The following is a 25,231-nucleotide window of genomic DNA, read 5'->3' as shown; positions in this document are numbered from 1 at the left end:
GCCTCAGCGCGCGGCCCGCTGGGTGGGATCGGCGTGCAGGCCTTCCAGAGCGGCGCGCCATGCCTTGCGCGTCAGGTGCGGGACCAGGTGGCGGAGCGGCATGCGCATCCAGTGGCCGCGCAGGTAGAGGAACCCCACGGCCGCCGCCGCGCCGCGTCCCCGGCAGGCGGGATGGGACGGCTGCAGGGCGGCGTCGAAGACGGGCGACAGCAGGCGCGGCCCGAGGCCCGTCTCCGCCATGAGCCGCACGGCCACCGCCTCGGGCACCGGCGTGCCGAGAAGGCCGCGGGCCGCGACAAGGGCGTGGGCCAGCGGGGCTTCCATGTCCAGCCGACGGGCGCGGGCGGGCAGGCTGTCCCAGAAGCCGGGGTCCGTCGCTGCGAAGTGGCGCAACAGGCGGTCCATGTCCGACAGATCCCGCAGGGCATTGTTGAACATGCCCTCGTTGAACAGGTGCGCCGCCGAGTGCAGGACCATGTCCGCCGGTGCGGGAAGCCATGCCCCCGGCACTCCGGGAAGGGGACGGGCGGCACCGAAGACCAGGTCGGCCTCCAGGGCCACCCGCGCGGTCGGCGGCACCAGCGTATGATGCAGGTCCAGCACCGTTCCGCGCCGGAAATGCACCAGAGGCGGCACCTGATGCATCCACCGGCGGTAGTACAGGGTGTCGTAGGCGTCGGATTTCGCCGGCACCCATCCGGCCAGGGCCAGCAGGCTTTCCGCCCGGTTGAGCGCGGCGGCCGGGACCATCACGTCGGTGTCGGTGAACAGGCGCCCGTCGGCCGCCGGCAGGTCGCCCAGCACATAGGCCGCGCCCTTCAGCAGCACCACCGGCGCATCCAGGTCCTTCAGCGCCTCCATGATGTGCGCCACCTCTGCCCGGACGTCGCGGTGATGGGCGGCGACCAGCCGCAGCGCGCCCGTCAGGTGCCGGCGCGGGCCGTCGGGCAGGGCGGGCAGGACACCGGCCGCCCGGACGGCGTGCGCGAGCCGGCCGAGCAGTCGGGCCTGGCGCGCCACGGGCAGCAATGCCGACCACTGCGCCGGCGTCAGGGCCGGCGCGCTGGTGGGATCGCCCATCAGGCGCAGCAGCTCAGAGCGCATCGAAGGCGGCGACGGCATCGTCCAGGTCCGAATAGGTGAAGGCGCGGGGTTCGGCGGCGTCGGTCAGGGCGCCCAGCGCCGCGAAGGCCGCGCCGCCCAGGATGTGGTAGTTGAAGCAGTTCTCCACCAGCCGCAGGAAGGCCTCCGCCCGGCCGAGCGGGACCATGGTGGCCGGCGCCCCCTCGGCCCAGGTGGGGAAGACCACCCAGGCCGCGCGTGCCGGCTCGCCGGCGCGGACCACGCTGTCGGTCGGCGGCGCCAGGTGCCGCACGACGCCCTTGCTGGTGTCGCGCACCTCGGGCCCCAGGACGGCGTCGGGCTGGCGCGCTGCGATGACGTCGATGGACCGGTTCTTCAGGTTGAGCGGGCGCGGGCAGGGGATCAGGGCGCCGTCGTGCAGGGACACCAGGCACAACTCGTCGGACAGCAGCCTCCAACCCGCCGCCACAAGCCCCGCGCACAGCGTGGTCTTGCCCGAGCCCGGCGGGGCCGGCATCACGGCGGCGCGGCCGTCGGGCCGGGCGACGACGGCGGCGTGCAGCACCATCAGGTCGTGGATGCCCACCGACAGGCACCAGTTCAGGCCCCATTCCATCATGGCCGGCGCGTGGGCGCGGGGCTGGGGCTGGAACAGGACCTCGGAATCCCGCAGGAACAGCACCTGCGGCGAGATCCAGCGGCGCGGGCCGGCGGCGGAACGCACCTCCGCCTCCACGTCGACGAAAGCATCCGCCGGCGCTACGGGATGGGCGGCGTACAGGCGCTCCACCATGGCGACCAGCTCGGGCAGGCGCGTGCGCAGGTTCACGGTGTAAGGACCAAGACGAAGCCGCAGCCCGTCGCTGCCGAGGGTGGCACGCACCGCGCCGGGCGCCAGGTCGCGGACGCAGATCACGGGCGCCGCCGATTCCGTGGCTGCGCGGGGCGGGCGAGGTGGCGCGGACAGGACCGTCATGGCGCCGGAGCGTCCGTCGGGGTGTGGCGCAGGACCAGTCCGGCCCGCGCCAGGCGGTCGAGGATACGCTCCAGGTGCCGGGCCAGGTGCCGGGCAGTCCCCGCCTCGCCGTCGCCGTCGCCGCCTGCGGGCGTCGCGTCGCGCATGGCGGCGAGCAGATCGTCGCGGGAAGGCGGCACCGGGGCTTCGCACAGCGTGACCAGGACAGCAGCCGTGGCGGGATCGAGAAAATGCGTCTCGCCCCGATCCTCGCGGTAGACCACCGCCCCATCCTCCCAGCGACGCCAGAGCAGCCGCGGGGCGGGCGTTGCGCGCAGGGCGGGGGCGGTCTGGTCCGGTGCCGTCATGGCGCGGCCGGCTCTAGTACAGGGCGATGGTGTTGGTCACGTAGCCCCTGCACTCCCGCGGGCCCCATTCTATCAGCGTGCCCTCGAAGGGGGCGAAGGTGCCGCTGCCGGTGACGGCCACGGCCCCCAGGGCGCGGACCGCTTCTGGCGTCATCGGATAATCCAGCGACACGGCGTTCAGGTAGGCCGCCACCAGGCGCTTGCCCAGGTGGTCGGCGTCGTCACTGGCCGTGCCTTCGCTGAGCGAGGGGTCCATGTGCAGCACGTCGCCAATGGTGGGGTTGCCCTGCCACTTTCTGCCGTTCACGTCGACCCAGCGGTCGCCGAAAAGCCACTTGAACGTCAGGTCGCCGGTCGATGTGGTGTCCGAGTCGTCGGTGGTGGTGGTGTCCGTCGTCTCGGTCGTGCTGAAGGTGGCGAGCGTGGTGTCGGTGGTGGTGGTGTCGGTGCTCAAGGTCTCGGTGCTGGGCAGGAAGCGCCCGCGCCACTGTTCCACCGTCTGGCCTTCCAGACAGGCCTCGCTGGCGCCGGAGGCGCAGGTGGACATGGATTCCATGGCGCTGCGGTCGGTGACCGTCTGCGCGAACGCCGGCTTGCTGGTCAGGGTCAGGATGACCGGCGCCGCACCCAGGCCTGCCTGCAGCAGGCGGCGCCGGGCAGGGCCGGTGCCGGTCGCGGCGGCCGGCGGTCCGGCGCGGCCGTCCGCGCCGTTGGGCGTGACGTCATCGTGATGCTCGCTGTTCGCGCTCATGGTGACCTGTTTCCCGTGGGGCTGCGGATACCAGAACGATAGGTCCGCCGCCCTCTCGCTTCAAACGCCCTTCGGTCCTACCGTGTAGGAGGTGCAACGCCTGCCGACACGCCTTCCGGCGTAGCCACTTCGTCCGCCGGGGCGTCGAGCCTATCCCACTTGTCGGCCGATCCAGGGGCCCAGGGTGTTCGCGACCGGAAGCGGCAGGCGCTTCCACAGCGCGATCATGCGCCGGTACTTCGGGTTGTTGGGATTGACGTCGGGCATGGCTTCGCCCTCGCGCAGGCGGAACTCGTGGATCACCGCGCGCGGGGTGAAGCCCCAGTTCTTCTTGAAGGCGAAGGGGCCGGTGTCGACCTTGCTGCGCCCGAAGTCGAAGACGGGATACCCGCGCGCCACACTGTCGCGCATGAGGCGGTAGTACATCAGGTCCGCCGCGCCGGTCGTCCGGGCCTCGGGCACGGCGCCGGTGTAGAAGGGCAGCACGCGATCGCGGAAATAGAAGTTCAGGACCGACGACAGTGGCGCCCCCTCTGCCGTCGCGACCGTCAGTACGTCGCAGGCGTCGCCGAACGTGCGCTTCAGGGCGCGGAAGTAGCGGCGCGCGAAGACCGGCGTTCCCAGCCCCCGCATGGATCGGGCATAGAGCGTCCAGCAGGTGTCCACGTCGTCGTCGCGGCGCCAGGTCATGTCGCTTTTCAGCGCCTTGCGCACGACGGCCCGCTGCTTGCGCGGAATCTGCTTGAGGCAGGCGTCCTCCTCGGCCTCGGTGGTGCGGTCGAAGGTGGCGTAAAGGCCCTCCTTGCGCGGCCACTGGGCGTGCGGCCGGGCGGGGTCGCGCACCTCGATGTAGGCGGCGCCGGTCCGCTGCATCAGGCTTTCGGCCGCCGCGTCCAGGGCGGGCAGGGCGGCGTCCTCGGTCAGCGCCGCGCCGCCGCCGACGCACCAGCCGGTGGAGACCAGCCGCGTGCCGAACAGGCGGCTTTTGACCAGCGTCAGGGGCAGGATGCCGCGGATGGCGCCGGCCCGCTCGGCCATCAGGAAATGGCAGCGCTGGCCGAAGCTTTCCTCTATGACGGGCTTCCAGCCGGCGCGATGGAAGAAGGTGGTTTCCGGGCAGGCGTCGACGAAGGCGTCCCAGCGCGCGAAATCGTGCGGGTCGGTCAACTCCGTGACGGAATAGGACAGCATTGCGGGCTCCCGTGCGGCGAGGTGCCATGCAGTGGCGCGGCGTCGGGCGGGCGATCCGGCGCGGCGTCAGCCGTCCGCCGGAACCAGTTCCGGGTGCACCCGGTCCATGCGGTCCCAGGCGAAATCCCGCAGCAGGCGCGTCAAGCGCGCCTCGGTGCGGCCCAGGTTGACGGTGTGGCGGAACGCCGACCGCCAGGGCAGACCGGAGATGCGCGGCTGGCCGGGATCGACCTCCCACGGGTGAAAATAGAACACGGCCGGGCGCTCTTCGCCCAGGTTCACCCGGCGCAATCCGGCGCGGAATACGGCGTAGGGCAGAAGGCGGAAGAACCCGCCCCCGGCACAGGGAAAGTTGCGCCCGCGCACCTGCACGGTGGTCATGGGCACCTCCCAGAAACCGTCCGGCGCCTCGCGCGGGCAGTGCGGGAAGCGCGGCGCATCGGGCGCGCCATAAAGGTCGTGGCGGATGGGATTGATGCTGGAGGAATAGCTGTGGCCTTCCTCCGCCAGCACCTGATGGGCCCAGGGAGTCCGGGACCCGATGGAGAACGTGGCGGCGCGGTAGCCATGGACGGCCACGCCGCCAGTGTCCTCCAGCAGCGCCTTGGTGTGGCGGATGTCGCGGCGGAAGGCGTCGGCGCTCTGGGCGTGGACCGGCACGTGGGCCAGGCCGTGGCTCGCCAGTTCATGCCCGGCATCGACGATGCGGCGGACGAGCAGCGGATACCGCTCGGCCACCCAGCCCAACGTGAAGAACGTCGCCGACACGCCGGCCTCGGCGAACAGGTCGAGAATGCGGTCGGTGTTGCGTTCCACCCTGCGGTTCTGCAAGTCCCAACTGTCGCGGTCGACGTGGGCCGACAGGGCCTGCACCTGGAACCAGTCCTCCACGTCCACCGTCATCGCGTTGACGATGCGGCCGCGCGCGTCCCGCTTCGGTCCGGGTCCGGACGGTGCCGCCAGCGGCACCTCCCGCCGGGACACCGGGGGCGGCGCGGCGCGGGCGCGGGCGGCGGTAGCGGCGGGAGTGATCTGGTTCATGGCTGCGACCTCGGCCTCATTCCGTCGATGAATTCTTCCAGGTGGTCGGACAGTGTGGTGAGGGTGCGGCGGAACACCTTGTCGTGGCGCCGGGCGCGGTCCTCCAGGTGGGCGATGCGCTGCTCCATGTTCTCGACGACGGCGATCAGTTCCTCGGGCTGGTCCGCCAACTCGCGCAGGGCGCTGGCACGCAGCGGCGCCGGGGCTCCGGCATGATGGCCCGGCGCCTCCGCCGGCCCGCTGCCGTGGTATCGGCCATTGCGCGGCACCAGCGCGCCGGGCACGCTGGCGGCGCCTTCGCGGTCGAGCACGGCCTCGCCCTCGGCCGCCATGTCCTCGGCGACTTCGGTGACCGCCTGCCCATCCAACGTGTGCAGGTCCTCCAGCGCGCCGAACAGAAGCAGGCGCGAGCACAGGATGTTCACCCGGCGGGGCACGCCCTCGGCGTGGCGGTGGACGGCCTCGAAGGCGTCGGGAGTGAACTCGGGATCACCGCGCCAGTCGACGGCCTCCAGCCGATACTTGATGTAACCCTCGACCTCGGAGGCGTCGATTGGCCCCAAGTGGCAGGAGGCGATGACCCGTTGGCGTAGCTGCTCCAGGTTGGGGGTCGCCAGAGTGGCGCGGAACTGGGGCTGGCCCACCAGCAGGGTTTGCAGGGGCGGCGCGCCGTCGACGCTCAGGTTCGACAGCATGCGCAGTTCCTCCAGCGCATCGAAGGGCAGGTTCTGGCATTCGTCGGCCACCAGAAGGCAGCGCTGTCCCTCCTCCTGCCGGGCGGCCAGGAAGTCGGCCAGAAGCGTCAGCAGCTCGGCCTTCGTGGCGCCGCGCTCCGGGTGCAGGCCGAAGCCGCTTGCGGCCATGCGCAGCACGTCGTCGGCGCCGATCTGCGACGTGACGATCTTGGCGCAGCGGAAGCGGTCGGGGTCGAGCGTGTCGAGCAGATGGCCGACCAGGGTCGTCTTCCCCGCGCCCACGTCGCCGGTGACGATCACGAAGCCCTCCCCCTGGGCGATGCCGTAGGTCAGGTAGGACTTGACGCGGTTGTGGACGGTCGAGCCGAAAAAGAAGTGCGGGTCGGGTGTCAGCTGGAACGGATGGCCGGACAGGCCATAGTGTTCGACGTACAAGGGTCACCTCCGCAACGGGGGAGTGGACCCGTCGCGCGTCGGTCCGGCCGTTCCACCGGCCCGACGCGCGCCGTCGGCGTGCTGGCGGCCGGCCTTAGAACGTCACCGCGATGCGCGCGACGAGGGCATTCTCGCTGGTCGAGCCGGAACTTGAATTATCGTCCCGGCGAAGGTGACTATAGCTGACCGACCCGTTCAGATCGTCGGCGAACTGGTGGGAGAGGCTGAGCCTTCCGCGTAGGGAGCTGGAACCGTCGGACGTAACCAGGCCGGCGTCCTCGTTGCCCGTGACCGTGTTGTCGCTGGCGGTGTAGCTGATGCTGACGCTGCCGGTGGTCTGCTCGTCCAGGCGGCGGCTGGCGGTACCGGTGACCGAGTACGTGGTGTCCTCGGCACCGTTGATGGTGAACTCGCGCTGGGTGACCGTTCCGTTCAGGGAGTAGTTGGTGCGCTCCCGCCGGGTGTTGATGCCGGCCCGGAAGGTCTGGGTGCGGGCGGTGCCGTCCACCAGCGTGAAGGGGGCGCTGGGATTGACGCCCTCGGGGCCCAGCACGCCCGTATTGAACAGGTCGAGCAGGCACTCCACGGTGATCGGCACGTCCTCGCCGCCCACGGCCGAGAGGCCGGCGCTCAGGCATTCGGGCGTAATGCCGGTCAGCAGGGCCTCCTGCAGCGTCTGGACGTCCGTCTGATAGCTGGCCGAGACCGAGGTGCGCGCTGTCACGCGCCAGTTGACCGTGCCGCTGTAGTACGGGTCGCCGTAGCGCTGGCCGTATTCAGCCCGCATGTCGGTGCGCGGCGACGGGTTGAAGCGCAGCCCCACCGTCCACGACACGCCCGACAGGTCGGTTTCGGAAATCACCCCTTCTGCCTGGTCGGTCAACTGGACGTCGTCGTAGCCGACGCTGCCGAGAAGGCCGAAGCGCCGGTCGATGCGGTATTCCGTCGACGCCACGACGGAGCGGGTGCCGCTGTCGCCGTCGTCGCCGCTGCCGGTCTGGGTCTGCCAACTGCCGCCCAGGCTCCACCGCAGGCGGGTGAAGTCGCTGCCGCTGTTCAGCGCCACGGCGGCGTTGTGGATGATGCCGTTGTCAGGCCGGTCGGACTCGCCGACGTCCCCGGAACTGGCGGCGAAAAAGGCGGTGCCCGCCAGCTTGTAGGAGGCGGAGAGGTTGGCGAAGGAGCCGCCGACGCGCTGCCGCCACGTCGGCCCCAGCGACCACGAGATGGCCTGCGTCTGGTTTCCGACGCCCGCCCGCTCGGTGGCCGAGGCCGCGCCCAGCCCGGCGAAGCGCGTCGACATACTGGCCGAGGCGTCGAAGAACAGGTGCTCTTCGATCACCTCGTGATTGCCCGAGGCGAGCAGCGTCTGACGATAGCCGCTGCGGTCGGACTGGGACAGATACTGGTCGTAGCTGGCCCGATAGGTGCCCACAAGGTTGGTCCGCGCGCCGTCCACCGAGGCGTTGACGCCGGCGCCGACCGTGGTGATGACGTCGCCCGTTCCGCCGGCGCCGCCGGCCCGGTCGGTCAGCGTGACCTCGCCGAAGCCCGAGGCGTTGATCTGCACGTCACCCGGGGTGAGGCCCAGGAACTCCTGCCGGTCCTGGGCCGCCGCCGGCGCAACGGCCAGCGGCGCCAGGACGGCAATCATCGCCGAGGCGACGGAGGGTGCGGCGAGACGCCGCGCAAGGTACGGGAGCCGACCGGCGGATGCCGGGAAAGATGGTGTACGCACGACGATCACAATGGCGCTCCCGGCATGCGGCGAGCGGCCGTGCGCGCGGCCCGGATCATGGACATCGGACGGCGTCTCCCCCCTTTAGGCAACGGTGCCCGGTGTTCAGAACCAGGCTTGCGGAACGATAATGATATCACCCGGCAGCAGCCGGGCGTTCGCGGAAATGTCGCCTTCCTCAAGCAGATCGTCAAGCCGAACCGTATAATTCTGCGTGTTTCCCGCGTCATCCTCGCGAACAAGCACGGCACGGTTGCCGGCGGCAAACTCCGTCAGGCCGCCGACCGAAATCATGGCGTCGAGCAGCGTCATGCGGTCGCGGTAGGCGAGCGCCTTGGGCTCGGTCGCCTCGCCGACGATGCGCACCTGCTGATCGTAGGGGCCGGCGAACGAGGTGACGATGACGGTCACGCTGGGGGCCTGGACGAACTGCGACAGTTCCTCCTCGATGTCGGCGGCGACCTCGGCGGGGGTCTTGCCGGCGACCTCTAGCTCCTTGACCAGCGGGATCGAGATGCGCCCGTCGGGACGCACCGGCACCGTGGTCGAAAGGTCGGGGTTGCGCCACACGAAGATGTTCAGCGCGTCCTGGGGCCCGATCACGTAGGTCGGGCGTTCGGCGACTTCCGGCACGTCGGGTGGCGCAGCCGTCTCGGACGCGCAGGCGGCGAGACCCAGAACGAGGGCCGGGAGTAAGGACTTGATCAGAATCGAGGGCCGTTTCATTTCCACCAATCCCATGTAGTGATCGTCGCATTATCGACGCCCCCGTGTATTGGCGCAACCGCCACCCAAAGACTTAAGTGAAGTCGCAAAGGGAGTACAGGCCGCGCTGCTGTGAAGTGTACTAAGCCGCCGGGTGGATTGGCAGAACAGCGCGCCGAGGCTTTAGATGTCGAGGACTGGTCGAGCGTCGGCCCAGCGGCGGCGCCCCTGTTCGTGAACGCCTTCGGGACGCGCCATGCCGCCGCCCTCGGAGGCCGATCAACCAGCCGCGACATCGGAACGGGACGCTGATGAAAGACATTCTCTCGCAGCTACAATGGTATCTGCCGGCCCTGTGGCGCCGGCGGTGGCAGATTCTGGGCGTGGCCTGGCTTCTGTGCGCGCTGGGCTGGGCGGCCGTCGCAATGGTGCCCAACGAATACCGCGTGGCGACCAAAGTCCACATCGACACCGACAGCCTGCTGCGGCCCCTGCTGCGCGGCCTGACGGTGGACATCAATCCGATGCAGCAGATCAACCTGATGCAGCGGACGCTGGTCAGCCGCACCAACCTCGAGCGCGTGGCCCGCATGACGGACCTGGACCTTCAGGCCCGCAACGAGACCGCCATGGCCGAGTTGCTGGGTTCGCTGGGCGACCGCATCCGCATGGCGCGCGACCGCGCCAACATCTTCACGATCAGCTTCACCGACAAGGACCCGCAAACGGCCTACAAGGTCGTGCAGGCGCTGCTCAGCATCTACATGGAGAACAACGCCGGCTCCACCCGGCGCGAGTTCGACAGCGCCCGCCAGTTCATCGATTCGCAGCTTCAGAAATACGAGGAGCAGATGAACGAGGCGGAAGCGCGCCTCAACACCTTCAAGACCCAGTACCTGGGCTACCTGCCGGGCAACACCACCTTCGTCAACCACCTCAACGCCAAGCGCGAGGAGATGAAGAGCCTGGACAGCCGCCTGGTCGAAGCGCGCGCGCGGGCCGACGAAATGAAGTTGCAACTGTCGGAAATCCCGGAATTCGTGCCCGTCGAGGGCTCGCCGGGCGGTCCGCCGTCGGGGACGGAAGTGCGCATCATGAACCTGGAGCAGCGCGTCGACGAGATGCTGCTGAACTACACCGAACAGCATCCCGACGTGATCGCCGCCCGCCGGCTGCTCGATCGGCTGCGGGCCGACTACGACCAGGAGATGCGCGACCGTTCCATGGCCGCCGCCCAGTTCGCCGCTGCCACCGGCTTCGGCGACGAGGTGGGCGCCGTCGACGCCGCCGTCACCGAGGATGGCGAGTCCGGGCCCGCCGCCGGGCAGGCCGCCCAGGATGCCGGCCCGCCGGTGCCCAAGATGCCCAACAGCCTCTACCAGAGCATCAAGCTGTCGCTGGTGGATGCCGAGGCCCAGGTGGCCGCCCTGGTGGGCGCCCGGGCGCGGGTGGAGGAGGAACTGGCCGCCCTGGAGAAGCAGGTCGACCGCATGCCCGAGATCCAGGGGCAGCTCGACCGCCTGAACCGCGACTACACCATGGCGCGGCGCAATTATGAGCAGTTGCTGGAGCGGCGCGAGACGGCGACCATCTCCGAAAGCCGCGAGATGAACGCCGACAAGGTCCAGTTCCGGGTCATCGACCCGCCGCAGGTGCCGGTGCTGCCGGACGGTTACCAGCGTCCCATGCTGCTGTCGGGTGTGCTGATCGCCGGGCTCGGCGTGGGCCTGGGCATCGCGGTGCTGCTGGCCAGCTTCCAGTCCAATTTCGTCAGCACCCTGCGCCTGGCCCAGATCGTGGGTCTGCCGGTGCTGGGCAGCGTGTCCATGGTCAGCCATGAGAGCCGGTTCGCCCGCTCGCTGCGCCTGACGTCCTTCGGCGGCGCCCTGTCGGCGCTGGTGGCGGTCTACGCCGGCCTGATGGTGGTCGAGTTGCAGGTCGGCCTGCCCAATGCCGTGCCCGACTCGGTGAAGACCGAGGTCATGCAGCGGGTTCAGCCGCTCATCGAAAAGGTGCAGTGACACCCGCCTCCGGGGCCGCCCGCCGCTGGCGGGCCGGCCGTCGGCGGGTGCCGACACACAGGGAAACGCAGGGGAAACGCATGACGAGCCTGATGGACAAGACTTCCGCCGACAGCGATCAGCCGACGCGCGCGCCGCGCCGGGGATCGCTGGTCGAACGGGCGGCGGAGCGGCTGGGCACCACGTCCGATCTGCGCGGGGCCGATGCGCCGCGCCGGGAGGTCCGCCCCGGCCTGTCCGGCGGCGGGCGTGGTCCCGGTGGCGGCGGGGACGGGGGCGGCCATGGCGGCAGCGGGGGCGGCCCCCGCGCACCGGACCATGTGCCGCTGGAGGTGTCCATCGACCTCGATCGCCTGCACGCCGAGGGCATGGTGACGCCGCGGCCGAGCCGCTCGGTCATCGCCGAGGAATACCGCATGATCAAGCGCCCGCTGCTGCAGCAGGCGTTCACCTACCGGCGCGGCGAGGTGCGCAAGAACAACCTCATCATGGTGACCAGCGCCCTGCCCAGCGAGGGCAAAAGCTTTACCTCCATCAATCTCGCCATGAGCATCGCCAAGGAGCGCGACCTGCACGTGCTGCTGGTCGACAGCGACCTGAGCCGGCCCAACATCGGGCAGACGCTTGGCGTTTCAGCGGAAAAGGGCCTGACGGACCTGCTGGACGACCCGTCGCTCAGCGTCCCCGACGTCCTGCTGCGCACCAACGTGCCCAACCTGTCGGTGATCCTGGCCGGCCGGCCGCACGCCATGGGCACGGAACTCCTGGCCAGCCACCGGGCCGGCCAGATCATTCGCGAGATCGCCGAGCGCTACAAGGACCGCATCATCATCTTCGACAGCGCCCCGGCGCTGGTCAGTGCCGAGGGCACGGCGCTGAGCCCCCACGTCGGGCAGATCCTGCTCATCGTCGAGGCCGAGCGCACCACCGAGGGCGAGATCAAGGGCGCGCTCGACACCCTGAGCGCCTGCGACAACATCCAGCTGGTGCTCAACAAGGTGCGCACCCGTTTCGGTGCGCGCACCAAGGCCATGTACAACGGGTACTACTACTACGGCAGCTACACATGAACCTCTCCGCCCCGCCAGCGGCGCCGGCGGAGAACGCCGCCGCGCCCCCGCCCAGGGCCTCGCGCCCCGGTCCCGCCGGAGACGCGACCCGGATGCCCGCGCCGGCGCTGTCGGGCGCATCGCCCGCGGCCGCGCCTGCACCCGCACCGGCGTCGCAGGAAGCCGTGACGTCCGCCTCGGCGTGGCGACCCTCCGTGGCGGCCGTGGCGTTCGGGCTGGTGGTGCTGCTGGCGGCGTTCGCCGAGACGGTGACGGCGACCGTGAACACCTGGTGGAACGCGGCCTCCTACAACCACGGCCTGATCGTCGTGCCGGTCGTGCTGTTCCTCATCTGGGAGCGGCGCGCCGACCTGGCCCGCCTCACCCCGCGGGCCAGTGCCTGGGGGCTGCCGCTGATGGCCGGGGCGTCGCTCTTGTGGACGGTGGGCGAGACGGTGCATGCCGTCGTCGTCCAGCAGTTCGGCCTTGTCGGCATGATCTGGGGCCTTGTGCTGACGGTGCTGGGGCCGCGCGCCACCTGGGGCATGGCGTTTCCGCTGGCGTTCCTGCTGTTCGCCGTGCCGTTCGGCGAGTTCCTGGTGGTCCACCTGCAGGACCTGACGGCCGAGATGACCGTCCGCCTGTTGCGCGCCAGCGACGTGCCGGTGTTCAGCGACGGCGTCATTCTGGCGACCTCCTTCGGGCGGTTCGAGGTGGCCGAGGCCTGTGCGGGCCTGCGCTTCCTGACCGCCTGCGTCGCCTTCGGCACGCTGTTCGCCTGGATGTTCTTCCGCTCTTGGCCGCGCCGGCTGGTGTTCATCGGGCTGTCCATCGTGGTGCCGATCATCGCCAACGGCTTCCGCGCCTACGGCATCGTCATGCTGGCCCGCAGCGCCGGCATCGAGGCGGCGACGGGCGTTGACCACCTGATCTACGGCTGGATCTTCTTCTCGCTGGTCATGGCCCTGCTGGCGCTGGCCGGCTGGTTCATGCGCCAGGACCCGCCGCGGCGCGGCGATGACGATGACGAGGCGCCCCCGCGGCGCCGCTTCAGCGCCGCCCGCCTGCTGGGCGGCACGGCCGTGGCGCTGGTGGTGGCGCTGGCGCTGCCCACCTGGGTGACGGCGGAAACGACCCGTCAGGCGCAGGCCGCCGGCGGCGTGATCCACAAGCCGCTCGCCCTGGTGTCGCCCGACGGATGGGCGCCCGTCGAATCGGAACGCTGGACGCCCGCTTTCCCGGGGGCGCGCGAGACGGTGCGCGAAGCCTTCGAGGCCAAGGGCGCGACCATCGACCGCGTGGTCGCCTGGTATCCGCAGCAGGAACAGGGGCGCGAGGTCGTCTACCGCGGCAACGACCTGACGGGCGCCGGCTGGCGCCGCCTGTCCACCAGCCGCGAGGCGGTCACCGTCGACGGCCAGCCGGTGGAGGTCCGCGTCCTGCGCCTGGCCCAGGGCGAGACGCGCCGCATCGTGTGGAGCTGGTACTGGATTGACGGCACCTACACCGGCGACGACCGCGTGGCGAAACTGCTGGAGGCGCGCTCCATCCTGTTCGGCGGCAGCGGCGCCGGCGCGGTGATCGCCGTGTCTGCCGAATACACCGATCCCCTTCGCGAGGCGACGGCGGAGGGCGGCATCCGCGCCTTCGTCGGCGCCCACCGGACCCTGTCCACGCAGCTGGCGACGGCGGCGCGCGGCACCCCCGCGCTGGCCCGCCGCTGACGCGGGCGGCGACAGGCTTAAGGAGACTCCCATGTGCGGCATAGTCGGCATCTACCACGCCCGCGCCGATCACCCGGTCGACCAGGCGTTGCTGCATGCCATGAACGAAAGCCAGCACCATCGCGGTCCCGACGGCGGCGGTCTGTTCGCAGAGGACGGCGTCGGCCTGGGCCACCGCCGGCTGTCGATCATCGACGTCGGCGGCGGCGCCCAACCGCTGTTCAACGAGGACGGCTCGGTGGTCGTCGTCTACAACGGCGAGATCTACAACTTCGCCGAACTGTTCGACGATCTGCGGGCGCGCGGCCACGTCTTCCGCACCCACTGCGACACCGAAGCCATCGTCCACGCCTGGGAGGAATGGGGCGAGGACTGCGTCACCCGCTTTCGCGGCATGTTCGCCTTCGCCATCTGGGACCGCCGCCGCCATACGCTGTTCCTGGCCCGTGACCGCCTGGGCATCAAGCCGCTGTACTGGGCGCGCACCACCGGCGGCGCGCTGGTCTTCGGCTCGGAGCTGAAGAGCCTGCTGCGCCATCCCGGCCTGTCGCGCGCGATCGATCCGCTGGCGGTGGAGGATTACTTCGCCTACGGCTACGTGCCCGACCCGCGGACCATCTACCAGAGCGTCCACAAGCTGGCGCCCGGCCACACCCTGTGCGTCCGGCGCGACGACCCGGCCCCGCCGTGTCCGCGCCAGTACTGGGACGTGTCCTTCGGCGCCGGCGGCCCCCGGCGCATGGACGATGCGGTGGACGAATTGCGCGCGCGCCTGAAGGAGGCCGTGGGCATCCGCATGATCGCCGAGGTGCCGCTGGGTGCCTTTCTGTCGGGCGGCGTGGATTCCAGTGGCGTCGTGGCCATGATGGCCCGCCAGTCCAGCGATCCGGTGGACACCTGCTCCATCGGGTTCGCCCAGGCCGACCACGACGAAAGTCCTCACGCCGCCAAGGTGGCCGAGCGGTGGAAGACCAACCATCGCACGCGGCGCGTCGATCCCGAGAGCTTCGACCTGATCGACAGCCTGGCGGCCATGTACGACGAACCCTTCGCCGACAGTTCGGCCATGCCCACCTTCCGCGTCTGCCAGCTGGCGCGCGAAAAGGTGACGGTGGCGCTGTCGGGTGACGGCGGCGACGAGGTGTTCGCCGGCTATCGCCGCCATCGCTGGCACGCGCTTGAGGAGCGCGTGCGCGGACTGGTGCCGCCGGGCATGCGGCGGCCGCTGTTCGGCGCGCTGGGGGTGCTGTACCCCAAGATGGACTGGGCGCCCAAGCCTCTGCGCGCCAAGACCACCTTCCAGGCCCTTGGGCGCGAGACGGTGGAGGGCTACTTCCATGCCGTCTCGGTCCTGCCCGACCACCTGCGGGCGCGGCTCTACAGTCCCGGCCTGAAGGCACGGCTGGGGGCCTACCACGCCGCCGACGTCCTGCGCCGGCACATGGAGGCCGCACCCACCGACCATCCCCTGTCGCGGGTGCAGTACGCCGACATGAAAACCTATCTTCCCGGCGACATCCTGACCAAGGTGGATCGCACCAGCATGGCGGTGGCGCTGGAGGTGCGGGTGCCGCTGCTCGACCACCATTTCGTCGAATGGGCGGGGACGGTGCCGCCCGAGATGAAGCTGATCGGGCGCGAGGGCAAGGCGGTGCTCAAGAAGGCGCTGGAGCCCGACGTGCCGCGCGACGTGCTCTACCGCCCCAAGATGGGCTTCGCCGTGCCCCTGGCGAAATGGCTGCGGGGACCGCTGAAGGACCGCCTGCGCGAGGCCGTCAACGGGCCGGTCCTGGCCGACAGCGGCCTGTTCGACCGGGCGTTCCTCTCCACCCTGGCCGAGCAGCACATCAGCGGCCGCAACGACCACTCGGCCGCCCTTTGGTCGGTCCTGATGTTCGAGGCCTTCCTGCGCCGCCAGCAGGCCGAGGCGCCGGTGAGCCTGGACACGGACACCCCGCCCGGTCCGCGCCTTGCGGTGCCGGCGGAATGAACGTCCGGAGGCCGTCGCACATGCGCAATCCAGCCCGTCGGCCCCGTGCCGCCGCCCTGACCCCGATCCTGGCCCTGGCCGTGGCGCTGCCGACGCTTCTGGCGCCGCCCGCCGTGCCGCCGGCCCAGGCGCAGGACCGCGATCTGCGCTCCATCATTCAGCGCATGGAGCCGGCCGTGGTGGCGGTGGGCACCTTCCAGCCGTCGCGCCACCCGCCGGTGGCGTTGATGGGGACCGGCTTCGGCATCGGCGACGGCTCCATGGTGCTGACCAGCGCCCATGTGCTGCCGCGCATGCTCGACCACCAGCGGCGCGAGCGCATCGCCGTCATCCGCAACAAGGGCGACGGCAGCGCGCGCGACGTCGAGGTCATCACGCCGTCCCACGTCTGCCGCGACGATGCCCGCGACCTGGCCCTGCTGGTGCTGGGCGACCGGCGCCTGCCGGCGGCGGTGGGGCTGGACGTGGACGCCATCGTGGACGCCGGCCTGCCCATCGCCTTCACGGGCTATCCGCTCAGCAGCGCCGTCGGCCTGCATCCGGTGACCCACCGCGGCATGGTCTCGGCGGTGGCGCCTGCGGCCGTTCCCATGACCGATCCCAAGCTTCTGGACCCGGCCGTGCTGGAGCGGCTGCGCGACAACTTCGACATCTACCAGCTGGACGCGACCGCCTACCCCGGCAACAGCGGCAGCCCGCTCTACGACCAGCGGGACGGCCGGGTCATCGGCATCCTCAACAGCGTCTACGTGAAAAGCACGCGCGAGCGCCAGCTTTCGGCCATCAGCGAGCCCAGCGGCATCACCTATGCCATTCCCATCCGCTTTGCCCAGCCGCTCATCGACCGGGCGCGGAACGGCGGCTGCCGGGCCGTGGACGACCGCTCGTAGGCGCCCCTTCACCATATCAGGAGGTTTCCCGTTCATGACCACTCTCGACCATGTCAAAGGCCTGCTCGGCGAGGTCCTGCAACTCGGTCCGCGCGCCGAGACCCTGACGGCGGACACGCCGCTTCTGGGCAGTCTGCCCGAGTTCGACAGCATGGCGGTTGCGACCGTCATCGCCGGGCTGGAAGACCGCTTCGACATCGTCATCGAGGATGACGACCTGTCGGTGGAGGTGTTCGAGACAGTCGGCAGCCTGTGCGCGCTGGTCGACGACAAGCTGCACGAGGCCGCCTGACGCCATGCCCCTCAGCCCGCCCGTTCCCGCCATGACCGAGACCGCGCCGCGCCCGATGTTTCTGGACGGGCCGTCGGGGCGTCTGTTCGCCGTGCTCTACGCGGGGCGGGCGGCGCGCCGGGCGCTTGTCTACCTGCCGCCGTTCGCAGAGGAAATGAACCGCTCCCGCCGCATGGCCGCGCTTCTCGGGCGGCGGCTGGCGGCGGCGGGCGAGGCGCTGCTGGTGGTCGATCCGCGCGGCACGGGCGACAGCGACGGTGCCTTCCGTGATGCCCGCTGGGACCACTGGCGCGCCGATGCCACCGCCGCGGCGGCCTGGCTGCGGGCGCAGGGCCTGGCGCCCCTGGGCGCTGTGGGCTTGCGGTCGGGGGCGTTGCTGGCGCTCGACCTGGCGCGGGCGGAGGGGCTCGATCACGCCCTGCTGTGGCACCCGGTCACCAAGGGCGAGATGTTCCTCAGCCAACTCCTGCGCGTGCGGGTCGCGGCCGGCCTGGAGGCGGGGGCGCGGGAGACGGTCAAGGACCTGCGCGTCCGGCTGGCCGCCGGCGAGACCCTGGACGTCGCCGGCTATCCCGTCACGCCGGGCATGGCCGCCGACCTGGACGGCCTCATGCTCAAGGACATGGCCGAGGGCTACCGCGGGCGCCTGACCTGGCTTCAGGTCGCCGCCGATCCGGCCGCGCCGGTGCCGCCCGCCGTGGGGGCGGTGGTGGAAGGCTGGATGCGGCGACGCATCGACGCCGAGATCCGGCAGGTCGCCGGGGAGCCCTTCTGGTCCATCGAGGAAACCACGCTCGCGCCGGCGCTGCTGGAAGAAACGGTGGAGGTCGTGACGGTTCCCCGCCATGCGCCGCCGCCGCCGGCCCCGCCGGCGCATCTGGACGGAACCATGCGGGGGACGACGCCATGAACGCCATCCGCCACCGCCTGGAAACCCCGCTCGCCTTCCCCTGCGGCGACGCCGTGCTGGTGGGCATCCTGCACGGCACCAGCCGCCCGGCGCGGCGCGGCGTGGTGATCGTCGTCGGCGGGCCGCAGTACCGCGCCGGCGCCCATCGGCAGTACGTGACGCTCGCCCGGTCGCTGGCCGAGGCCGGGGTCCCGGCCTTGCGCTTCGACTACCGGGGCATGGGTGACAGCGGCGGCGACTTCCGCGGCTTCGAGGACTGCGGCGACGACATCGCGGCGGCCGTGGACACGCTGCTGGAGCACCAGCCGGGGCTTGAGGAGGTGGTGCTGTGGGGCCTGTGCGACGGCGCCACGGCCATCGCCTTCCACCTGGCCGACGCGGGTCGCCGGCACCCGGCCGTGGCCGGGGCGGTGCTGCTCAATCCCTGGGCCCGCAGCGAATCCGGCGCGGCGGCGGCGCGGGTGAAGCACTATTACGGCCGGCGGCTGCTCAACCCGGCCTTCTGGCGCAAGCTGCTGACCGGCGGCGTCGACCTGCGCGGGGCGGCTGTCCAGGCGCTGGGAAGCCTGCGGGCGGCGCGTGGAGGGAAACGCGCGGCGGCGCAGCCCGCCGGCCCAGCACCGCTGCCCGATCGCCTGGCGGCGGCGCTGGAGGCCGCGTCCGTGCCGCTGACGGTGATCCTGTCGGGCCGCGACCTGACGGCGCGCGAGTTCGAGGACACGGTGCTGGCGCGCAAGAGCGTGCGCCGGCGCTTCAAGGGCCGCAACGCCTTCGCCCTGCACCGCATGGCCGACGCCAACCACACCTTCAGCACCGAGGGGCACCGGGCGCAGGTGCTCGCCCGGACGCTCGGTCACCTGCAACCCGAGCCGCGCGGAGGACGGCCATGAGCGGTTTCTGCGGCTGGATCGGCGGTCCCGCCGTGCCGGATGCGCGCGGCACCCTTCACGCCATGCTCGACACCCTGCCCGAGCCGACGGACATGATCCGCCAGGCCTTCGCCGGCGCGGCGGGGGCGGTGGGGTGCGCGGTGCATCCCGCGGCCGGCGGCTTCCGCGCCGCCGACGGCCTGGCGGCGGTGTGGGACGGATCGCCCTGGTGGCGGGACGAGGACCTGGCGGCCACCGCCCGCGCCCACGGCCACGCGGCCGCCCTGCTGGGAGGATGGCGCCGTCATGGCGCGGGTGTGCTGGAGCGGCTGGCCGGGCATGTCTCGGTGGCCGTGGTGGACCCTGCCACGGGCCGGGCGCTGGCCGCCATCGATCGGGCCGGCGTGCAGTCGCTGGCCTATGCCGAGACGCCCGGCGGCGGCGTGGTCTTCGGCGGCACCGTGGATGCCGTGACGGCTCATCCCGCGGTGGCGGCCGAGGGGCTGTCGCCGCAGGCCTTCCACGACTACCTGTACTTCGTCGACCGGGTGCCGGCGCCGGAAACCATCCGGCCCGGCGTGCGCAAGCTGGTGCCCGGCGAATGCCTGGTGCACGAGGCTGGCCGGACCCGCATTCGACGCTACTGGACCATGCCCTATGCCCCCGACCGTGCGGCGGACGAGGCAACGCTGGCCGGCCGGCTGCGCGGCACGCTGGGCGCCGCCGTGCGCCGCGCCGTGGCGGACGAGGCGCCGCACCGGGTCGGCGCCTTCCTGTCGGGCGGGCTGGACAGCAGCACGGTGGCGGGGCTTCTGGCCGACGCGATTGACGGCGACCGGCCGGCGCGCGCCTTCACCATCGGGTTCGAGGACGCGGCCTACGACGAAAGCGCCTTTGCCCGCATCACCGCCGATCATTTCGGCCTGGACCACGAGGTGACCGCCGTCCGCCCCGCCGACGTGGCGGCGGTGTTCGATGCCGTCGCCACCGCCTATGACGAGCCGTTCGGCAATTCCTCGGCCGTTCCGGCGCTGTTGTGCGCGCAGCGGGCGCGGGCGGCGGGGGTGGACCTTCTGCTGGCCGGCGACGGCGGCGACGAACTGTTCGCCGGCAACGCGCGCTATCTCAAGGACCGGGTCTTCCAGCCCTATGCGCGCATCCCGGCGGTGCTGCGCAAGGCGCTGATCGAGCCGGTGGCCGGGCGCCTGTCGCGCGACAGCCGGGTGACCCTGTTCCGCAAGACGGCCCGCTACGTCGCCCAGGCCCGCCTGCCCATGCCCGTGCGGGTAACGCGGGAGGGGCTGCTCTCCCACCTGCCGGCGGAGGCCGTGCTTGCGCCCGACCTGCTGGCCGAGGTGGACCGCGCCGCGCCCGAGCGGCTGGTGGCCGACATCTGGAATGCGGCGGAGACGCCGTCCGACCTCATGCGGTTCATGGCGCTGGACCTGCGCCTGACGCTGGCCGACGGCGACCTGCGCAAGGTCGGACGCATGTGTGCGCTGGCCGGCGTGCGGGTGCGCTATCCGATGCTCGACGACGACGTGATGGCGTTCTCTGCCACCATCCCGCCCGAGCTTCTGTGCAAGGGCGGACGGCTGCGCGGGTTCTACAAGGACGCTTTCGCCGGCGTGCTGCCGCGTGCCATCCTGGACAAGCCCAAGCATGGCTTCGGCCTGCCGTACCTGGAGTTCCTGCGCACAGATCCGGCGCTCAACGCCATGGCGCGGGAGGCCATCGACGACCTCAAGCGCGAGAACCTGTTCCGGCCCGCGTTCCTGGATGCCGAGGTCGAGGCCCTGACCGCACCCGAGGCCCAGGGGAACGGCGCGCTGTCCATCGCCTGGGACCTGGTGACCCTGCACCGCTGGCTCGCCCGCCGCCGCGACCGTCCGGCGGGTGCGCGCGCGCCGGTGGCCGGGGCGGCGGAATAGGAAGGACACGGGGATGGCTGCCGAGACAGACGCTGCTGCAACGGCTCATCCGCCCGGCCTGGCCGCCCGCCTGCGGGCGACGGCCGCCGAGCTGGGCGGACCCAATGCGGTGCTCTACTGGATCAGCAGGGTGCTGTGGCGCACCGGCGGGATCGTGCGGCTGCACCGCTACGTGATCGTATTGCAGCCGGTGCCGCAAAAGCCGCTGCTCAAGCCGCACCGGGGCCGGTCCATCGCCGTCGAGCCGTTGTCGCGCGACGACCCGCGCCTGTTCGACCTGCCGCTGACCCGTGCCGTGATGGACTACCGCTTCGATCAGGGCGCGCTGTGCCTGGGGGCGGTGAAGGACGGACGGGTGATCGGTTGCCTGTGGCTGTGCCTCGGCCCCTTCGACGAGGACGAGGTGCGTTGCCGCTACGTGCGCGAGCCCGAGGGCGCGGCCTCGTGGGACTTCGACGTCTACGTCCACCCCGACCACCGGACGGGCTTCGCCTTCGGCCGGCTGTGGGATGCCGCCAACGCCCTGCTGCGCGAGCGCGGGGCGTGCCATTCCGCCAGCCGCATCAGCGCCTTCAACGCCGCCTCGCTCAAGAGCCACGCTTCGCTGGGAGCCGCGGCGGTGGGCCGGGCGACGTTCCTGCGGCTGGGCCCGCGCCTGCAGGTCATGGTGTCGGATCTGGCGCCGCGCGTGAACGTCTCGTGGCGCGACGACCGGCCGCCGCGGCTGGTGATCCCGTGCCCGCCGCCGACGCCAGCGTCGACGCAGGTGGGCGAGAACAAGGAGGGCGCGTCATGCGACTGCGCAAGCTGATTTTGGGACTGGCGGCCGTGGGCGTGGTGGGCGTCGGCGCCGTGGGCGCGGCGAACGCCGACCGCATCATGCGGGGGCTCCAGTCCGGCCGGTCCCTGCCCGAGCTTCTGGTCTATGCCGCCGACGTGCTGAAGGTGCGCTATCCCAGCGTGGGTGAGCCCCTGGCACCGCTGGCCGACTCCCTGCGGCCGTCGCCGGGGGCCGTGTCGGCCTTTCCCGATGGGGTGACACTGGCCGACTGGCGCGGCACCGGGGCAAGTCCCGACCTGCACCTGCCGGCGCCTTTCTACGGCGGCGGACTGCCCGAGCCCACGCCCGTTGCGGTGGCCACGGCGGGCATGGCGCGGCGGACGGCGCCGGACACGGTGGTGGTGGACACCGCCGAGGCTCTGCGCCGGGCCCTCAGGGAAGCCGTACCGGGGCGCGAGATCCTCATCGCGCCGGGCACCTACGAGCTGCGCGGGCGCGGCATCGACCTTGATGCCGGCGGCCGCGCCGACGCCCCCATCGTCGTGCGGGCGGAAAGCCTGGGCGCGGTGACGCTGAACCTGGACATGATGGAGGGCTTCCACGTCCGCGCCCCCTTCTGGGTGTTCGAGAACCTGGACATCCGCGGCACCTGCGACAACTCCGGCCGCTGCGAGCATGCCTTCCATGTGGTGGGCAAGGCGCGCGGCACCATCATCCGCAACACCCGCATGGTGGACTTCAACTCGCCGCTGAAAGTGAACGGCCTGCGCGGCGCCTATCCCGACGCCGGGCTTGTGGAGTTCTCCACCTTCGCCGCCACGGACCGGCGGCGCACGGACTCGCCCGTGTCCTTCGTGGACATCGTCGGCGCGTCCGACTGGACCGTGCGCCATTCGCTCATCGCCGACATGGCCAAGGGAGGCGGCGACCGCATTTCCTACGCCGGCTTCATGAAGGGCGGCGGCGCGCGGGGTGTCTTCGACGCCAACCTCGTCATCTGCTCCATGGCCGTGCCCGTGAAGGGCGAGACCCGCGTCGGCCTGTCCTTCGGGGGCGGCGGCTCCGCCGGGGGCGACTGTCGCGGCGGCGCCTGCGACGGTGTGGAGCACGCCGAGGGACGCATGACCAACAACATCGTCATGCATTGCCCGGATGTCGGCATCTATCTGAACAAGGCGACGGGGACCGAGGTGGCCCACAACACGCTCTACAACACGCTGGGCATCGACGTGCGCTACCCGCAGAGCACGGCGCGCCTGCGCAACAACGTGATCGCCGGGCGCGTGCACGAGCGCGAGGGCGGCACCGCGATCGAGGGCGACAACATCGTGCTGGGCAGCTTTTTCAGCGCCGACCGGCGGCCGGCGGAGATGCGCGGCTGGTACGCCGATCCCGACGCCGCCGACTTCCGCCTGCGCGACGTGCCGCCGCTGCTGGCGGCGGGGCTGAAGCTGGAGACGGTGGACACCGATTTCTGCGGCCGCCGCCGGGGTGCCGGGGGCGCCGACCTGGGCGCCATCGAGTACCGCGCCGGCGGATGCTCGCCGGCCGATTTCCTGTCCAGCCTGGCGCCCTATCCGGAAGAAGCGAAGCGGCCCTAACGCGCCTCCGCCTCGAAGGCGCCGGCGTCGGGGGCGCCGCCGCCGGTGGTGCGCTCCAGCGCCCGGCTTGTGCCGAAGACGAAGCTGTAGGCCGGGGCGAGCTGCCGCGGCGTTTCGGTGCCCGCGTCCACGGCCGGAGATGACGGCTCCAGCCGGTAATCGAAGGCGTCGGGGTCGGCGAAGCGCGCGGCCGCCGGCCCGTCGGGCAGGCGGACGGTGCCCTCCGCCTCCACCGGTCCCTCGGCGATCTCTCCCGGCCCCACCAGCAGATTGTTGACCAGCACCGCCGCCGAAGGCGCGTAATTGCGCAGGAAGTAGCCCTGGTCGGCGGTGTTCACCAGCGTGTTGTGGGCCATCGTCAGCGTGCCGGCGGCCTTGCCCTTCTTCTCGGCGGCGAAGGAGATGAGCGTGTCGTTCTCCCACTTCGGCCCCTGCTGGATGACGTTGCCGATGAGCAGGCTGTCGCCGCCCTCCGACAGGTCCACCAGATAGCTCGCGCGGCCCTCGCGGTGGTCGGCGATGTGGTTGTAGACGATGTGGTTTTCCTGCGCGCGGCTCTTGACCGCGTGGCCGACATTGGCGCCGGTGGAGGAGGAGAACCGCATCTCGAACCGTTTCTGCCGCCCGATGTAGATGTTGTGGCCGATGCGGTTCTGCGGCTTGATGCCCACCCCGTTGTCGGCGAAATGGCAGCGTTCGATCACCACCACGCCCTCGGGGTCGTGGCCCGTCAGGATGCCCATCTGATTGTCGGAAAAGCCGCAGTTTCGCAGCGTCAGGTCCCGGCCCTCCAGGCGGATGCCGGCGCCGTTGTGGTGGCTGGAGCGGGCGCCCGCGAAGTGGATGCCGTCGATGGTGGTGCGGTCGCCCTGGACGACCCAGATCGCCTTGTTGCCGGCCACGCGGCCATCGCGCGACACGATGCGCACCGGCCCGCCGACCGCCTGGATGGTCAGGTCGGCGGCCTTCCAGGTGGCGGTATCGTTCTCGTAGGTGCCGGCCTGGATGAGCACCCGGTCGCCGTCCTTGGCATCCTTGGCGGCCTGGCTCGGCTGCGTGTAGTAGAGGCCCGGCCCCACCTTCAGGTCCCAGGCCTGCGCCGGCAGGGCGGACGCCAGAAGAAGCACGGCGGACAGAACGACACGGCGGTGCGGGATCATGAGGCCCTCTTCATGGCAGCGGTTGTCGGGGTAGAGGTTCCGGCGGCGGCCTCCTGGCACAGCGCCCGGATCTCGGCGGCGGTGCGGAAGGTACCGCCCAGGTGGTCGCGGAACCAGGCGGCGGTGTCGCGGATCGCGCTCAGGAACACGGCCAGGGCGTCGCCGTCGCGCACATAGGGGGTATGGCCGGGTACCAGCGACGGGCTGTGGAATGTCAGCGTGAAGATGCGGTGCCCGTCGGCCACAAGGGCGCGGATCAGGCGCTGCATCTCTTCGGTTGTGCTGCCTTCGGGCGTCAGGCGGATGCGCTCCATCACGCCGACGCGGCTGAGGATGCCCTGCGCCTTGAGGCGTCGGCCGAGCGGAGACGTCACCGGCCCGTGCAGCTTCGGCCCCAGCCGCCGGGCAAGGCCGCAGAACCCGCTGGTGAGCGGCAGTTCCAGCAGGCGCCGCTCGGTCCCGAACCACGACGGCGCCAGGCCGAGCCGGCGGAAGTCGGGCCCGCCGTCGGCGGCGAAGGAGACGTGGGGGACCACGCTGGCGTCGATCTCGTAGCCTTCCGCCTCCAGCAGCGCCGCCGTGTTGGGACCGGCCCCGTAGCGCCCGGCCTTGTAGAGCGTCGGACGGCGGCCCAGCCCCTGCGCGATGGTGTCGGTCAGCACCCGCAGCTTGGCTTCCTCCAGCGCGCGGGGCAGGTTGCCGGGATAGCTGTTGACGGGGGTCACGGCCTCTGTCTCCGGCGGGTTGACCCACGGGTGCAGGTGGGCGCCGATGCTGGCGCGGCCCTCGTCCTCCAGCCGCCGGAACAGTGCCATGGCGGCCGGGTCGGCGGCGATCGGATGATCGATGACGTAGTCGGGACGCAGCCCCAGGGGGTCGAACACCGCCTCGTGCGCCGGCTCCACTCCCGCCACGGCGGTCACTCCCCGGTTGGCGCGGGACAGGGGACGGGTCCAGTCGAATTCCTCCTCCGTGTCGACGATCACCGCCAGCACCGGCGGGTGGCCGTCGGGCAGGGCTGCGGGCGTCTGGCGGGTGGGGTCGAGCATGG

The 25,231-nt window shown here is 71.3% G+C and carries 22 protein-coding genes; 11 read left to right on the top strand and 11 right to left on the bottom strand.

The genetic code is table 11. The features are described from left to right. Positions 1-3: 3 nt before the first annotated feature. From LG334_RS17370 to LG334_RS17330, 9 genes are all read right to left on the bottom strand, one after another. Positions 4-1,122, bottom strand: coding sequence for a nucleotidyltransferase family protein (locus tag LG334_RS17370; RefSeq protein WP_404379901.1), 1,119 nt, complete (start codon positions 1,120-1,122; stop codon positions 4-6). Continuing rightward, entirely contained in the window at positions 1,094-2,059 is a 966-nt protein-coding gene (locus tag LG334_RS17365) for an HprK-related kinase A (RefSeq protein WP_404379900.1), read from the bottom strand. Before LG334_RS17365 ends, LG334_RS17370 begins: the two co-directional genes overlap by 29 nt. Beyond that, positions 2,056-2,406: a hypothetical protein gene (locus tag LG334_RS17360; protein WP_404379899.1), complete on the bottom strand. Its 351-nt coding sequence runs from the start codon at positions 2,404-2,406 to the stop codon at positions 2,056-2,058. The genes LG334_RS17365 and LG334_RS17360 overlap by 4 nt, the downstream gene beginning before the upstream one ends. A 13-nt stretch (positions 2,407-2,419) precedes the next feature. Next, complete coding sequence (locus LG334_RS17355; RefSeq protein WP_404379898.1) at positions 2,420-3,157, bottom strand: hypothetical protein; 738 nt, start codon at positions 3,155-3,157, stop codon at positions 2,420-2,422. A 150-nt stretch (positions 3,158-3,307) separates the two neighbouring features. Next, positions 3,308-4,348, bottom strand: a complete 1,041-nt coding sequence (locus tag LG334_RS17350) for a FemAB family XrtA/PEP-CTERM system-associated protein (protein ID WP_404379897.1) — start codon at positions 4,346-4,348, stop codon at positions 3,308-3,310. 66 nt (positions 4,349-4,414) lie between these two features. Further along, positions 4,415-5,389: an XrtA system polysaccharide deacetylase gene (locus tag LG334_RS17345; protein WP_404379896.1), complete on the bottom strand. Its 975-nt coding sequence runs from the start codon at positions 5,387-5,389 to the stop codon at positions 4,415-4,417. After that, positions 5,386-6,519 carry an XrtA/PEP-CTERM system-associated ATPase gene (locus LG334_RS17340; RefSeq protein ID WP_404379895.1) on the bottom strand — a complete coding sequence of 378 codons (1,134 nt, stop codon included), beginning with the start codon at positions 6,517-6,519 and terminating at the stop codon, positions 5,386-5,388. Before LG334_RS17340 ends, LG334_RS17345 begins: the two co-directional genes overlap by 4 nt. 94 nt (positions 6,520-6,613) lie before the next feature. Beyond that, complete coding sequence (locus LG334_RS17335; protein ID WP_404379894.1) at positions 6,614-8,173, bottom strand: TIGR03016 family PEP-CTERM system-associated outer membrane protein; 1,560 nt, start codon at positions 8,171-8,173, stop codon at positions 6,614-6,616. A 189-nt stretch (positions 8,174-8,362) separates the two neighbouring features. Next, a complete protein-coding gene (locus LG334_RS17330) occupies positions 8,363-8,983 on the bottom strand; it encodes an XrtA/PEP-CTERM system exopolysaccharide export protein (RefSeq protein WP_404379893.1) in 621 nt (206 codons plus the stop codon). A 290-nt stretch (positions 8,984-9,273) separates the two neighbouring features. On the opposite strand from LG334_RS17330, the gene LG334_RS17325 reads away from it, so the two are divergent. The 11 genes from LG334_RS17325 to LG334_RS17275 all read left to right on the top strand — a co-directional run bounded on the left by LG334_RS17325 (position 9,274) and on the right by LG334_RS17275 (position 23,020). Continuing rightward, positions 9,274-10,983, top strand: coding sequence for an XrtA system polysaccharide chain length determinant (locus tag LG334_RS17325; RefSeq protein ID WP_404379892.1), 1,710 nt, complete (start codon positions 9,274-9,276; stop codon positions 10,981-10,983). A gap of 80 nt (positions 10,984-11,063) precedes the next feature. Continuing rightward, entirely contained in the window at positions 11,064-12,053 is a 990-nt protein-coding gene (locus LG334_RS17320) for an XrtA-associated tyrosine autokinase (protein WP_404379891.1), read from the top strand. Then, positions 12,050-13,756 carry an exosortase A gene (xrtA, locus tag LG334_RS17315; RefSeq protein ID WP_404379890.1) on the top strand — a complete coding sequence of 569 codons (1,707 nt, stop codon included), beginning with the start codon at positions 12,050-12,052 and terminating at the stop codon, positions 13,754-13,756. The genes LG334_RS17320 and xrtA overlap by 4 nt, the downstream gene beginning before the upstream one ends. 31 nt (positions 13,757-13,787) lie before the next feature. After that, complete coding sequence (locus tag LG334_RS17310; protein WP_404379889.1) at positions 13,788-15,746, top strand: XrtA/PEP-CTERM system amidotransferase; 1,959 nt, start codon at positions 13,788-13,790, stop codon at positions 15,744-15,746. Positions 15,747-15,766: 20 nt separating this feature from the next. Next, positions 15,767-16,636 carry a serine protease gene (locus LG334_RS17305; protein WP_404379888.1) on the top strand — a complete coding sequence of 290 codons (870 nt, stop codon included), beginning with the start codon at positions 15,767-15,769 and terminating at the stop codon, positions 16,634-16,636. Between the two features lie 34 nt (positions 16,637-16,670). Continuing rightward, entirely contained in the window at positions 16,671-16,928 is a 258-nt protein-coding gene (locus LG334_RS17300; RefSeq protein WP_404379887.1) for an acyl carrier protein, read from the top strand. Between the two features lie 4 nt (positions 16,929-16,932). Next, positions 16,933-17,838, top strand: a complete 906-nt coding sequence (locus LG334_RS17295) for a hydrolase 2, exosortase A system-associated (RefSeq protein WP_404379886.1) — start codon at positions 16,933-16,935, stop codon at positions 17,836-17,838. Then, a complete protein-coding gene (locus tag LG334_RS17290; protein ID WP_404379885.1) occupies positions 17,835-18,728 on the top strand; it encodes a hydrolase 1, exosortase A system-associated in 894 nt (297 codons plus the stop codon). The genes LG334_RS17295 and LG334_RS17290 overlap by 4 nt, the downstream gene beginning before the upstream one ends. Further along, entirely contained in the window at positions 18,725-20,638 is a 1,914-nt protein-coding gene (locus LG334_RS17285; RefSeq protein ID WP_404379884.1) for an asparagine synthetase B family protein, read from the top strand. Before LG334_RS17290 ends, LG334_RS17285 begins: the two co-directional genes overlap by 4 nt. A gap of 13 nt (positions 20,639-20,651) precedes the next feature. Then, positions 20,652-21,449, top strand: a complete 798-nt coding sequence (locus LG334_RS17280) for a GNAT family N-acetyltransferase (RefSeq protein WP_404379883.1) — start codon at positions 20,652-20,654, stop codon at positions 21,447-21,449. Continuing rightward, positions 21,431-23,020, top strand: coding sequence for a hypothetical protein (locus LG334_RS17275; protein WP_404379882.1), 1,590 nt, complete (start codon positions 21,431-21,433; stop codon positions 23,018-23,020). Before LG334_RS17280 ends, LG334_RS17275 begins: the two co-directional genes overlap by 19 nt. On the opposite strand, the gene LG334_RS17270 is transcribed toward LG334_RS17275, so the two are convergent. Next, a complete protein-coding gene (locus tag LG334_RS17270) occupies positions 23,017-24,180 on the bottom strand; it encodes a right-handed parallel beta-helix repeat-containing protein (protein ID WP_404379881.1) in 1,164 nt (387 codons plus the stop codon). The two genes, LG334_RS17275 and LG334_RS17270, sit on opposite strands and share 4 nt — an antisense overlap. Further along, positions 24,177-25,229: a polysaccharide deacetylase family protein gene (locus LG334_RS17265; RefSeq protein WP_404379880.1), complete on the bottom strand. Its 1,053-nt coding sequence runs from the start codon at positions 25,227-25,229 to the stop codon at positions 24,177-24,179. The genes LG334_RS17270 and LG334_RS17265 overlap by 4 nt, the downstream gene beginning before the upstream one ends. Positions 25,230-25,231 lie beyond the last annotated feature (2 nt).

This window comes from Caenispirillum salinarum, assembly GCF_044803115.1.
In the GTDB taxonomy this organism is placed as follows: domain Bacteria; phylum Pseudomonadota; class Alphaproteobacteria; order Rhodospirillales; family Rhodospirillaceae; genus Caenispirillum; species Caenispirillum salinarum_A.
Note: the sequence above shows the minus strand (reverse complement) of the source record. Positions and strands in the feature narration are given on the sequence as shown.

Bases quoted from the DNA above. Each gene is read 5' to 3' on its own strand.
- LG334_RS17265 (WP_404379880.1), bottom strand. From the start codon at position 25,229: ATGCTCGACCCCACCCGCCAGACGCCCGCAGCCCTGCCCGACGGCCAC.
- LG334_RS17305 (WP_404379888.1), top strand. From the start codon at position 15,767: ATGCGCAATCCAGCCCGTCGGCCCCGTGCCGCCGCCCTGACCCCGATC.
- LG334_RS17350 (WP_404379897.1), bottom strand. From the start codon at position 4,348: ATGCTGTCCTATTCCGTCACGGAGTTGACCGACCCGCACGATTTCGCG.
- LG334_RS17320 (WP_404379891.1), top strand. From the start codon at position 11,064: ATGACGAGCCTGATGGACAAGACTTCCGCCGACAGCGATCAGCCGACG.
- LG334_RS17335 (WP_404379894.1), bottom strand. From the start codon at position 8,173: ATGATTGCCGTCCTGGCGCCGCTGGCCGTTGCGCCGGCGGCGGCCCAG.
- LG334_RS17285 (WP_404379884.1), top strand. From the start codon at position 18,725: ATGAGCGGTTTCTGCGGCTGGATCGGCGGTCCCGCCGTGCCGGATGCG.
- LG334_RS17365 (WP_404379900.1), bottom strand. From the start codon at position 2,059: ATGACGGTCCTGTCCGCGCCACCTCGCCCGCCCCGCGCAGCCACGGAA.
- LG334_RS17325 (WP_404379892.1), top strand. From the start codon at position 9,274: ATGAAAGACATTCTCTCGCAGCTACAATGGTATCTGCCGGCCCTGTGG.
- LG334_RS17330 (WP_404379893.1), bottom strand. From the start codon at position 8,983: ATGAAACGGCCCTCGATTCTGATCAAGTCCTTACTCCCGGCCCTCGTT.
- LG334_RS17275 (WP_404379882.1), top strand. From the start codon at position 21,431: ATGCGACTGCGCAAGCTGATTTTGGGACTGGCGGCCGTGGGCGTGGTG.
- LG334_RS17280 (WP_404379883.1), top strand. From the start codon at position 20,652: ATGGCTGCCGAGACAGACGCTGCTGCAACGGCTCATCCGCCCGGCCTG.
- LG334_RS17295 (WP_404379886.1), top strand. From the start codon at position 16,933: ATGCCCCTCAGCCCGCCCGTTCCCGCCATGACCGAGACCGCGCCGCGC.
- LG334_RS17310 (WP_404379889.1), top strand. From the start codon at position 13,788: ATGTGCGGCATAGTCGGCATCTACCACGCCCGCGCCGATCACCCGGTC.
- LG334_RS17290 (WP_404379885.1), top strand. From the start codon at position 17,835: ATGAACGCCATCCGCCACCGCCTGGAAACCCCGCTCGCCTTCCCCTGC.
- LG334_RS17270 (WP_404379881.1), bottom strand. From the start codon at position 24,180: ATGATCCCGCACCGCCGTGTCGTTCTGTCCGCCGTGCTTCTTCTGGCG.
- LG334_RS17345 (WP_404379896.1), bottom strand. From the start codon at position 5,389: ATGAACCAGATCACTCCCGCCGCTACCGCCGCCCGCGCCCGCGCCGCG.
- xrtA (WP_404379890.1), top strand. From the start codon at position 12,050: ATGAACCTCTCCGCCCCGCCAGCGGCGCCGGCGGAGAACGCCGCCGCG.
- LG334_RS17360 (WP_404379899.1), bottom strand. From the start codon at position 2,406: ATGACGGCACCGGACCAGACCGCCCCCGCCCTGCGCGCAACGCCCGCC.
- LG334_RS17370 (WP_404379901.1), bottom strand. From the start codon at position 1,122: ATGCCGTCGCCGCCTTCGATGCGCTCTGAGCTGCTGCGCCTGATGGGC.
- LG334_RS17355 (WP_404379898.1), bottom strand. From the start codon at position 3,157: ATGAGCGCGAACAGCGAGCATCACGATGACGTCACGCCCAACGGCGCG.
- LG334_RS17300 (WP_404379887.1), top strand. From the start codon at position 16,671: ATGACCACTCTCGACCATGTCAAAGGCCTGCTCGGCGAGGTCCTGCAA.